This is a genomic window from Lactobacillus sp. IBH004, assembly GCF_026185255.2.
In the GTDB taxonomy this organism is placed as follows: Bacteria; Bacillota; Bacilli; order Lactobacillales; family Lactobacillaceae; genus Lactobacillus; species Lactobacillus melliventris.
The window spans coordinates 1,536,472-1,547,260 of record NZ_CP110217.2 but is presented as its reverse complement, the minus strand read 5'-3'; the positions used below and the strand labels follow the sequence as shown (position 1 = coordinate 1,547,260).

The 10,789-nt window shown below is 34.3% G+C and carries 9 protein-coding genes; 8 read left to right on the top strand and 1 reads right to left on the bottom strand.

The genetic code is table 11. The features are described 5' to 3' along the window. Positions 1 to 331: 331 nt before the first annotated feature. The 6 genes from LDX54_RS07785 to LDX54_RS07760 all read left to right on the top strand — a co-directional run bounded on the left by LDX54_RS07785 (position 332) and on the right by LDX54_RS07760 (position 7,898). Positions 332 to 1,684 carry an MFS transporter gene (locus LDX54_RS07785; RefSeq protein ID WP_265667644.1) on the top strand — a complete coding sequence of 451 codons (1,353 nt, stop codon included), beginning with the start codon at positions 332 to 334 and terminating at the stop codon, positions 1,682 to 1,684. A gap of 145 nt (positions 1,685 to 1,829) precedes the next feature. Next, positions 1,830 to 3,386: an SLAP domain-containing protein gene (locus LDX54_RS07780; protein WP_265667524.1), complete on the top strand. Its 1,557-nt coding sequence runs from the start codon at positions 1,830 to 1,832 to the stop codon at positions 3,384 to 3,386. A 152-nt stretch (positions 3,387 to 3,538) separates the two neighbouring features. Next, positions 3,539 to 3,937: a nuclear transport factor 2 family protein gene (locus tag LDX54_RS07775; protein ID WP_233557727.1), complete on the top strand. Its 399-nt coding sequence runs from the start codon at positions 3,539 to 3,541 to the stop codon at positions 3,935 to 3,937. A 289-nt stretch (positions 3,938 to 4,226) separates the two neighbouring features. Then, positions 4,227 to 5,591: a PTS sugar transporter subunit IIC gene (locus LDX54_RS07770; RefSeq protein WP_046325441.1), complete on the top strand. Its 1,365-nt coding sequence runs from the start codon at positions 4,227 to 4,229 to the stop codon at positions 5,589 to 5,591. Positions 5,592 to 5,605: 14 nt separating this feature from the next. Beyond that, on the top strand, positions 5,606 to 6,706 hold the full coding sequence (locus LDX54_RS07765) for a MupG family TIM beta-alpha barrel fold protein (RefSeq protein ID WP_265667525.1): 1,101 nt from the start codon (positions 5,606 to 5,608) through the stop codon (positions 6,704 to 6,706). Between the two features lie 124 nt (positions 6,707 to 6,830). Continuing rightward, on the top strand, positions 6,831 to 7,898 hold the full coding sequence (locus tag LDX54_RS07760; protein WP_265667526.1) for a MupG family TIM beta-alpha barrel fold protein: 1,068 nt from the start codon (positions 6,831 to 6,833) through the stop codon (positions 7,896 to 7,898). Positions 7,899 to 7,953: 55 nt separating this feature from the next. Here the strand turns inward: LDX54_RS07760 and LDX54_RS07755 are convergent, their stop codons facing one another. Continuing rightward, a complete protein-coding gene (locus LDX54_RS07755; protein ID WP_265667527.1) occupies positions 7,954 to 8,673 on the bottom strand; it encodes an alpha/beta hydrolase family protein in 720 nt (239 codons plus the stop codon). Positions 8,674 to 8,791: 118 nt separating this feature from the next. Here LDX54_RS07755 and LDX54_RS07750 point away from each other — a divergent pair, with 118 nt between their 5' ends. Together LDX54_RS07750 and LDX54_RS07745 are read left to right on the top strand one after the other, a co-directional pair. Further along, positions 8,792 to 9,691, top strand: coding sequence for a BadF/BadG/BcrA/BcrD ATPase family protein (locus LDX54_RS07750; RefSeq protein ID WP_265667528.1), 900 nt, complete (start codon positions 8,792 to 8,794; stop codon positions 9,689 to 9,691). After that, positions 9,688 to 10,782 (top strand): MupG family TIM beta-alpha barrel fold protein, encoded by a 1,095-nt coding sequence (locus LDX54_RS07745; protein WP_265667529.1) that lies wholly within the window; start codon positions 9,688 to 9,690, stop codon positions 10,780 to 10,782. The genes LDX54_RS07750 and LDX54_RS07745 overlap by 4 nt, the downstream gene beginning before the upstream one ends. Positions 10,783 to 10,789: the final 7 nt, after the last annotated feature.

The following is a 10,789-nucleotide window of genomic DNA, read 5'->3' as shown; positions in this document are numbered from 1 at the left end:
TTTGTAAAGTATTATTTTATAAATAACAAGTTTTGCAAAAATAAGACAGCGTAAATTAAATAAAGATAACGCTAGCATTAAATTTTTGATAACAATAATTGGCTTTTATAGGCAAAAATTAGATGATGATATTAAAAAACTGTTCAAAATAAGATAGCTAAAATTTATATATATATCTAAATAATATTGTTATATAATTTATTTGATTTGCTAAAATACGAAGGAAAAATACAGTTGCCGCAATGCATGATTTGTTATGTTTCAAATTAGTTGCACCATTTTAAGTATTGAGAAAGTTCTATGATATCCTGAAGGGGAGGAGGCATTTATGATGTTTAAATGGATTTTAAAACAGCCTGATTCGAATATGCTAGTTCCTAAAGAAAAAGTGGCACAAACATACGGATGGCGGCAACTAGGAGTTTTACTAGCAACTTGTATTGGCTATATTGGGTACTACATCATTCGCCTTGTATTTACCACAGAACAAAATGATATTATGAAAGAATATCATTTCTCTACAGCTAATATTGGTCTCATTTTGTCTTGTTTTGGTATTGGCTACGGCATAGCAAAACTCTTTATGGGGGTATTGGCAGATAGGTGTGATTCCAACCGGTATTTAATGGTAGGACTGTTATTGTCTGCAATCTTAAATATTTTTTTAGGTTCAACTCACAACCTTTATTTAATGATGTTGTTAATGTTTTTAATGGCAGTCACACAAGGAATGGGGGCTGCAGCTTGCCAAAAAATGATTCAGCTCTGGTGGGGACCAAGAATGAGGGGAACAATGTATTCCATTTGGTCTTCAGCACATAATGCCGGCTCATTTATTTGTGTGGCCATAGTGCAACTGGCGGTTTTCCTTTTTTCAGGTTCAATTCCAGCTGTCTTTTATACATCCTCAGCAGTTTCCTTTATCATTTGCATCTTAATTTTAGTTTTGGGTGCTGATAGACCTAAGGTGGTCGGGTTACCTGATATTTCTACTTATACAGGTGACAAAGTTATTCTGGATAATGGCCAAGTTTCGACTGCGGATCAGACTGATTTGAGTGTGGGCCAAATTTTTGTTAAGTATATCTTGCAAAATAAATTAGTTTGGGCAGTTACTCTGACTTCAATGTCACTTTATCTGGTTCGCTACGGCATTCAGAGCTGGATCCCATCTTATTTAGTCCAGAATAAGGGCTTCGATCCTGCAGCTGCTAAATGGATTATCGGCATTTTTGAATTAGCATCAGTTCCGGGAGTAATTATTATTGGAGCGATTTCAGATGCTTTAAAAGGTCGCCGCGCATTAGTTTCAATCGCTTGCGTAATTGGGACGTTAATTTGCTTAACGCTATATTTTTTCAGTAATAATCATGCTCTGATAATTGCCGCTTTAATCATAATGGGTAATTTAATTTACGCACCGCTGACACTTGTGGGACTAATGATTAATGAGGTTGTCCCGAAATATGCAGTAGGTGCGTCAACGGGTTTCATGGGCTTTTTCCAATACATTTTTGGTGAAACTCTAGCAACAGCTTTAATCGGGATACTGGTTGATAAATTTGGCTGGATCGCCAGCAACTCGGTTCTTTACGTTGCCTCATTTGTGGCATTAATTTTCTTAATTTATACCGCTATTAGTGAAAACAAGATGCGCAAAGAAGCGGAAAGTAATAATAATTAGATTAAAATAATTTTGCAGACATTTTACATTGATGCAAGAGTGTTAAAAAAAGGTAAGTAATGCTTTAAGCTATTTGAATTAGCGGTTTTTAAGTATACAATATTATGTACCGATATAATTTTAAAAATAACGAGGTTGGAAACAAATGAAGATTAGTCGAAAATTATTAATGGTATCTGCTGCTGCATTAATAGGTGTCAGTCCTGTGCTTAGTGCAAGTCAAGCTGTTGTGGTTCAGGCCGCTAACAAGACTACCGCTAAGAAAAAGACGACAAAGAAGAATACCATTAAGTTGAGTCATAATGCTTATGTTTATGACAAAAATGGTAAACGCTTGAAGACCTACATGGGTAGTGCTAAAAACACTAAAATTGCTAAAGGCATTACTCTATCATTTAGTAGTAAAGTAACTATTAATAAGAAGGATTATTACAGCATTGGTAATAATGCCTTCATTAAGGCTGCTAATGTTGGCTATGTTAATGGTAAAAAGGTCACTAAAAGTGCACCAGTAGCTACTGCAAAAATTAAGCATAATTCATATATCTATAATGCTAAAGGCAAAACAGACAAGAAGAAAATTAAGAAAGGTCAAACTGTTACCGTCGACCAGTTAATTTATATTGGTAAAAAGTTGTTTTACAGAATTAGTGGTCAAAGTGATCAGTTTATAAAAGCCGCAAATGTTGGTAAAACCAGTGGTGCTAAACTAAAGCCAGTAAATAAGAAACCTGGTAAGAATGAAAATGTACCAAGCGATAATCAAAACGACCCAACTGTAATTCTTCTTAATCACAATGCATATGTCTACGATAGTAATGGTGAAACCACCAAGACTCTGATTAGGAGTGGTGAAAAGGTAACAGTTGATAAATTACAATATATAGGTAAAAAGCTTTATTATCACATTAATGACGCTAATTACCCAGGTAATGATCAATGGGTTAAAAAGAATAATGTGGGAATTGTAACTGGCAAGCAACTTGAGCCTTCAAATTCAAAGCCTGAAAGTGATGAAAATGTGACAACTGTTACTTTAGCTCGCACCGCTAATGTCTACAACAATAAAGGAGTTCTACAATCAACTAAGACCTTTGCTAAAGGCCACACTGCCCGTGTAACAGAATTGCGTTATATTTGGGTAGCTGCTGAAAACCAATCTGCACTGTTTTACAAGTTGCAAAGTGATAAAAATGGCTATCTGAGAGAATCGGATATTAGTAACGTTAATGGTGTTAAATTATCACCAGTCAACACTCCAGAAGCAGCTAAGAATGAAAATACTTTTGCTTCAGCAACCGATAAAAAAGCGTTGCAGGATGCTTTGAGTCAAGATACAACTGTTAAAGCCAGTGATGCTTATAAGCTTTCTGCTAAATCATTACGCGATGCTTATGACGCAGCTATATCCAGTGGAAGTCAGGTTAACACTGCTAAGTCAACTGTTACTCAAGTAAATGATGCTTTAACTAAAATTAATACTGCTAAAGCAGCTTTAAATGGTAAAAAGATAATTGTTAGTGATTTAAAGAACTTGTCATTAACTGAAGCCAGTCAAATTGTTGATCTAGTTGCCAGCGTAAATGGTGTAGACAAGAGTGCTGTACAATTTAGCAACAATAATACGATACTGACAATTATTAGTGCTAATGGTTTCCAAAAACCTGTAACTATCACTGATTACGTCACGACAAATAAATAAAGTGTAAATAAAATCAGATAAACTAAAAAGAACGCAATTCACTGAAAATGTGAACTGTGTTCTTTTTTAGTAAATTATATAAAGCTCTTTAACTTTAAGCTTATAATATTGATAGATTCTGAAAGTCAAAATGAAAACTGGCAGGAGGCAAAATGATGCACACAACTGAGCAACTTTTCGCTGAGGAAAAGATTATTAGAGAATATTTTAATTCATGGCTAGAAAGCGATTTTAGTAGGCTTGATAACTGGTTTAGCCAAGATGTCTATTACCGTGAATGTTATGGTGCTACTTATAAGGGATTAAATGAGTTAAAAGCCTATATCAATTCGAAGTCTAAAGAGCAGACAGTTTTAAAATGGGATATTTTGAGCATGGCTTATACTTCCTCTAACCAGTTTGTAGTTACTTGGTTTTTTGATGCTAAAGAAAAGCAGGAATATTGTTTTGACGGTGTTTCCCTAATAGCTTTTTCTGATAACAAGATAAAAAGCATAGTGGAATATTCAACCAAACATGAGACATACCGACCATACAAGGACAAGGTGTAACCATGATTTTGTAAACATCATATATTTAACTCATTGGTGGCAATAATTTAAGTTTTATAATTTCTTTTTTTATAGCATAAACAAAAAGGTTAAAAATTTTTTGAAGAAAAATATGGTATATACCATTTATATTCAAAAGCTATAAATATATTGAAATACAAGACTAATTTGGTTTATACCAAAGCTCTAAACCCTACTGCCACAACATTTTTCATCGATTTTTAGTAAAACGTTTCCATTTAATGTGCTATAATACAATTGTAGTGAAATATTAGTAGGAGGAAATATTATGAATGCTATAATTAATTGGCTAAACAAGCATCTAGTACCTGTTGCAGCCAAGATTGGTTCAATTCGCTGGCTTGTAGCTTTACGTGACGCCTTTATTTCGATAATGCCAATAATGTTAGCTGGTTCTGTTGCTAGTGTATTGAATGCCATTTTTAGAGACGTTCCCACCAACTTAGGCTGGATGGGTGTTGTTAACTCAATGCAATGGCTGATCAGTATCAATGCAATGGTCTGGACAGGATCAACTGCTATTTTGGGCTTGCTGTTTGCCTTTACCTTTGGTTATCAGATGTGTGTGCAGTATAAAGTTGAACCCATTGCGGGTGGTCTTCTTACACTAGGCACATTTATTATGAGCTTGCCTCAGAGCTTTTCAGTTGATTTGAAAAATGCTCTTACTAAAGGTGATATAAAGACTTTAACTGATGCTGGTACAGCTGTTGTCGGTAAAAATGTTAGTGCCTGGGGCTGGTTTAACTTTAACAAGTACTTTGGTGCTTACGGCTTCTTTACCATAATGATTATGGGTGCCATTTCAGTTGCAGTTTATATTGCTTTAGTTAAGAGACATATTACTATTAAGATGCCTGAAAGTGTGCCACCTGCAGTTTCTAATGCCTTTACTGGTATTATTCCAGCAACTGCTGGTTTGTTCGTTGTCGGTATTATTGATTATCTATTTAGTTTAAAGAACACTACGGTTATTGACCTGATTGCTCAAACAATTCAAGAGCCATTAATGAAGATGGGTCAAGGCTATGGTTCATTATTATTAATTGTATTCTTAGTACAACTGTTCTGGTTCTTTGGTATTCATGGTACCAATGTTCTTGCTCCAGTTACTGAAAGTATTTGGACAACAGCATTAATCGCTAACGTTAATGCCCACAAGATGCAAAAAGCTTTACCATATATGTGGACTAGAAGCGACTTCGACCTTTACGTTTGGATTGGTGGTGCAGGTTCAACACTGTTACTTATTCTGGCTGTTCTTGCCTTTTCAAAACGTGAAGATGAACGTGCTGTTGCTAAGGTTTCTCTCGTACCTGGAATCTTCAACATTAACGAGCCTATGATGTTTGGTATGCCAATTGTTTTGAACCCAATTTACATTATTCCATTCATTCTTGCTCCATTAGTTATGGTATCGATTGCCTATGGCGTTTTGAGTCTCGGCTGGGTAAGTCCGGTTGCAGTACAGACTACTTGGGCAATGCCGCCATTCCTTAACGCAATAATCGCTACGATTGACTGGCGTTCAGTTATCTTACAAATTGTTAATATGGTTGTTGGCTTCCTAATCTATGTACCATTCGTTATTGCATCTAATAACATGGATCCTGAAAAAGTTAATAAAGTTTAAGGAGCAATAATTTTATGAAACAGTTAGGTATTTCCCTTTATCCCGAACAAAGTACATTTGAGCAGGATAAAGAATATATGGATTTAGCTCACAAGTATGGCTACAGCAGAATTTTTTCTTCACTCTTGCAATTAAAGAGTGCCAGCGGTGAAGATTTACTTGCCAAGTTAAAAAAAGACGTTGCTTATGCAAATGATTTAGGGTTTAAAACCGTAGTTGATATTAATCCCGTTTTATTTAAAGAATTAAAAATTGACTATAATGATTTAGTCTTTTTCCATGACTTAGGCGTTTGGGGCTTAAGGTTAGATGAGGGCTTCAGCGGTATGGAAGAAGCCGCTATGACTCATAATCAATATGGGTTAAAAATAGAACTTAATATGAGTCGTGGTACCAATTATTTGGATAGTATTATGGCTTATGATCCAGAGATTGATAATCTAATTGGTTGTCATAACTTTTATCCTCAAGAATACACGGGATTAAGTGAGAAAATTTTTAATGAATATTCACAAAAGTATCGTGACTATGGTTTACATACCGCTGCGTTTATTTCATCTAAAAATGCTCAATTCGGTCCGTGGCCTGTTCATGAAGGTTTACCAACAATGGAAAGCGATCGTCAAAGAGCTATTTTTAGTCAAGTAACACATTTGCGCTTGAGTAAAAAAATTGATGATATTATTTTTGGCAATGCGTTTGCTAGTGAAGATGAACTAGTTGCTGCTGCGAAAGCTTTTAACAGTTCATTTCCTGCTCTAGGAATTGAATTTGAACAAGATATTTTGCCAATTGAGAAGACAATTTGTCTTAAAAAGCCGCATTTGTATCGCGGTGATGCTTCGGAATTTTTGTTGCGTGATACCCAACCCCGTGTCGTTTATGCTAAAGAAGATATTCCTGCACATAATAACGATAAAGCCTCTTTTGAAAGAGGAGATATAGTTGTTGTCAATGATAAATATCCACGCTACAAGGGAGAATTACAAATTGTTTTAACTCCATTTGCAAATGATGGCAGACGTAATCTTGTTGGTCATATCTGTCCAGATGATTTGGATCTGTTGAAAGACATTGAGCCTTGGAGTACATTTATATTACGAGAATCTAACTAAGTTAATTTAATTATTAAAGCCATGAGCAATTGCTCATGGTTTTTTATTGTGCAATTTTTTAAGAATAAAATAGTATAATTGTACATGTAAGTGATTTCAGATAAAGGAAGAGAATTAAATTACTATGCTAGGTTTTTCAATGTATCTCAACCGCGATTTTACGGCTGATGACTATAATTATTTGCTGGCAATGCGTAATGCGGGATTGACTACTGTTTTTACCTCATTGCATATACCAGAAGATGATCAAAAAGTTGTTTTGAAAAGATTAGCTGAATTAACCAAGTGGTGTCAAAATTTAGAAACAGATATCATTGCTGACGTTTCTGAGAAGGGACTAGAGAAATTAGGAATTCTACTAGATAACGAAAAGCAGGTTAAAAGTCTGGGGCTAACTGGACTAAGAATAGATGATGGTGTGTCCTCAGCTACTATAGCCAAACTTTCGCAGAAAATGCCAATTGCTCTGAATGCCAGCGCTATAAATGAAGATGACATCACAGCTTTACGAGAACACGGCGCCAGTTTTGAAAATTTACAAGCTTGGCATAACTTTTATCCTCGTCCGGAAACCGGCTTAGATGCAAATTGGTTGGAACAAAAAAATAATTGGTTACACCAAATGAATTTGGAGACGATGGCGTTTGTTGCGGGCGATGATATTCTGCGTGGACCTATTCATGCTGGATTGCCAACTCTTGAAAAACATAGAGGTGAGAATCCTTTAGCTGCCACACTGGAATTGAAACAGCTTGGTTGCGATCATGTCTTTATTGGGGATGGCTCTTTAACAACAAATATGATTGACTGTTTTAAAAATTACATTAAACAGCGGACTATTACACTTCACGTTGATGAAAACTTGCCTGAATTGTTCAATTATGAATGGAGCAATCGTCCAGATGTAGCGCGAGATGTGATTAGATTGACGGAGGGGCGTAGCCGCCAACTTTTTAACACAGAACCAGAGACAAAAGTAAGTTCACGTCCTAAGGGAACCATTACCTGTGATAATAAATTATATCTGCGTTATCAGGGTGAATTACAAATAACTAAGCGTGATTTACCAGCAGATAAGAAAGTCAATGTTTTAGGACGAGTGGTGCCTCAAGACTTACCGCTTTTGAATCAACTTGGTGCAGGCCAGAAGATTAGCTTTGTACCCATTGCTAAGAAATCAACAAGTTTATAATAACCTAATGAAGTTAAAATTATTTGCTAGATATTTGGAACCAATGTTTACCTGATTAAAATTTCTCCAATGGTAACCAGTCAAAAATTTTCTCAATTTGTTTATCCCAAAAAGTCCAGTCATGTTTGCCACTGCTAATTTGCATGTTTAAATTAATCCCTAGTTTTTTAATTCTGTTTACAAACTTTTGGTCATCATTCAAAAGAGGATCTGAATCACCAATTAAATTCAACCAATTTGCCATAGATAAAATATTTTTATTTGATAATGCCAAATTATACAATGAAGAAGTTTTTTTACTCTCTATTATTTGATAATCTGGCATTATTTTTGGTAATACAGATAAGTTGGTTACAGGAGACATAGTTGCGATATAGCTGAATTTATGTGGATCCGAGAAAGCCCATTTATATGCCCCAAATCCTCCCATTGAATTACCGACTAAAAAGTTTTTGTTCAGATCAGTACTAAAAGGAAAAACAGAGTATAAATAATGATATAACTCATCTGTTAGATATGTATAAAATGGCAAACCGTCTTGTATATTTAAATAGAATGATCTCTGCATGTCGGGAAAAATTATAGCAATATTGTACTTTTCAGCGAATAATTCAATTCTTGTTTTCCGCAGCCAAGTATTACCATTGTCTCCTAGTCCATGTAGCCACCATATTACTGGTAATGGGTTTACTATTTTTTGATCAGGAATTAAAAGTCTTACAGTAGTCTGATTTTCTAATAACTTTGATGCAAATTGAATTTTTACAAGAGCCATATCGTTCTCCTTTTTGAAATTTTTTTACATAAATTTTATAAAAATATTGAAAATATTTTTCTTTATATTATAATGTAAGCGTAAACAAATAACAAATGCTTTTTTAGAAGGTGATTAATTGGAATATGTAATTGGGATAGATAGTGGTGGGTCACACATTGTAATTCAGGCAATTAATTTAAAAGGAAAAGAATTGTTTGAATTCACTAGTGTGGGTTGTGGAAATATACTGATTGATTATTCAGCAACACTTGAACAAATAAAAAAATTAATTTTTAAAGTTGATGGCAATCTTTCTTTAAGTTTTTGCAAAGTAATAGTAATTGGAATAGCTGGTTTAAGTAATAGTAAATGTGCTTCTAAATTTAAAGAAGAAATTTTTAATTGCTTTCACTTACCAGTAGTTTTGATGACAGATGTAAGCCTAGGTATGTGGAACGTATTGCGTGGTGAAGATGGAACTTTGGCAATAGCTGGAACTGGTTCAGCTGTTTTTGCCAAATCCAGAAACAAAATCGATCGTGTTGGGGGATGGGGATATCTTATAGGAGATGAGGGCAGTGGATATGACATTGCTCGAAGAACAGTAAAGTTTATAACGAGTTCCATTGACCATCACTTGAAAGATGACTTTACCGATTTATTTTTGCAAAAATCAGGATTTGACGGAGTTTCAGACTTAATTTCCTGGATATATTCTAATGATAGAGATCAAATTGCTACACTAGCTAAAGTTACTGCCGAAATTGCTCCTACTAATTCGCAGGCTCTTACTATTATTAGTAATGCTGCTAATGACTTGGCTAAACAGGTAATTATATTGCTGAAACGGAACCCCAAAAATTTGTTGATTGGTGAATCGGGTAGTGTATTAACTACAAATACTATATACAGAAAGAAATTTGAAACAGTAATAAAATCGTTCTCTCCAAAAATGAAATTTGTTATTTCTTCTAAGAATAATTCGTATGGTAGTTATTTTTGGTATAAATATAATAAGGAAAATATTGAATCATGACAATGCGCCAATTGGGTTTGTCAATTTATCCCGATCACAGTGATCAGGATAAGGACGAATCATACATACTACAGGGTGAAAAATATGGTTTTACCAGAATATTTATGAGTATGCTTGAAGTCAAAGATGTTTTAGCTACAAAAAAGAAGTATGAACACATAATTAATTTCGGTAACTTACATGGCTTTACTACCACTTTGGATGTTTCTCCAAATATTTTTAAAAAAATTGGGGCTTCATATACTGACTTAACCTTTTTTAAAGAACTAGGTGTAACTGGAATACGCTTAGATCAGGGGTTTGATGGCATTACGGAGGCCGAGTTGTCTTTTAATCCAGAGCACTTAATTATTGAACTTAATATGAGTAATGATACAGGATATTTAGATAATATCCTTAGTTATCAAGCCAATGAGCCATTCATATATGGATGTCACAATTTTTATCCCCAAATTGGAACTGGACTGGAAGAAGAATTTTTTATACGTACAAGCAAAAGGTTCAAAAAAAGAGGAATACATACAGCTGCCTTTATTTCAAGTCATTGTGGAAACTTTGGCCCTTGGAATGTTAATGATGGGTTGCCAACAAGAGAATGTGACCGAAATTTACCGATTGAAGCGCAAGCTAAGTCGCTGTTTATGACGAACTTAATTGACGATGTAATTATTGGTAATGCTTATGCGAGTGAAGTCGAAATGAAAAGACTAAGTTGTATAGATAGATATGAATTGAGTTTTAATGTCAACATTTCCAATAATATAAGCGCTGTTGAAAAGAAGATATTATTAAATGAAAAACATTATCGTCGAGGAGACAGCAATGCAATAGTTGCAAGGTCAACAATGTCTAGAGTTAAATATAGAGATATGAATAATCCTTGTCATGATAATGATAAAAAATTTCATGTTGGTGATATTGTTGTTGGCAATGACAATTTTGGTATTTATAAAAATGAATTGCAAGTCGTTTTAAAGTCTCATTATGATATTCGTAAAAATAAAGTGGCAGAAATTGATAAAGTAGATATCCCTTTATTAAAGTATTTAAAGCCATGGACAAAATTTAAATTTAAAGATATTACGAATTAATTTTATG

Coding starts and splice junctions, on each gene's coding strand:
- LDX54_RS07785 (WP_265667644.1), top strand. CDS start 332: ATGTTTAAATGGATTTTAAAACAGCCTGATTCGAATATGCTAGTTCCT.
- LDX54_RS07780 (WP_265667524.1), top strand. CDS start 1,830: ATGAAGATTAGTCGAAAATTATTAATGGTATCTGCTGCTGCATTAATA.
- LDX54_RS07775 (WP_233557727.1), top strand. CDS start 3,539: ATGATGCACACAACTGAGCAACTTTTCGCTGAGGAAAAGATTATTAGA.
- LDX54_RS07770 (WP_046325441.1), top strand. CDS start 4,227: ATGAATGCTATAATTAATTGGCTAAACAAGCATCTAGTACCTGTTGCA.
- LDX54_RS07765 (WP_265667525.1), top strand. CDS start 5,606: ATGAAACAGTTAGGTATTTCCCTTTATCCCGAACAAAGTACATTTGAG.
- LDX54_RS07760 (WP_265667526.1), top strand. CDS start 6,831: ATGCTAGGTTTTTCAATGTATCTCAACCGCGATTTTACGGCTGATGAC.
- LDX54_RS07755 (WP_265667527.1), bottom strand. CDS start 8,673: ATGGCTCTTGTAAAAATTCAATTTGCATCAAAGTTATTAGAAAATCAG.
- LDX54_RS07745 (WP_265667529.1), top strand. CDS start 9,688: ATGACAATGCGCCAATTGGGTTTGTCAATTTATCCCGATCACAGTGAT.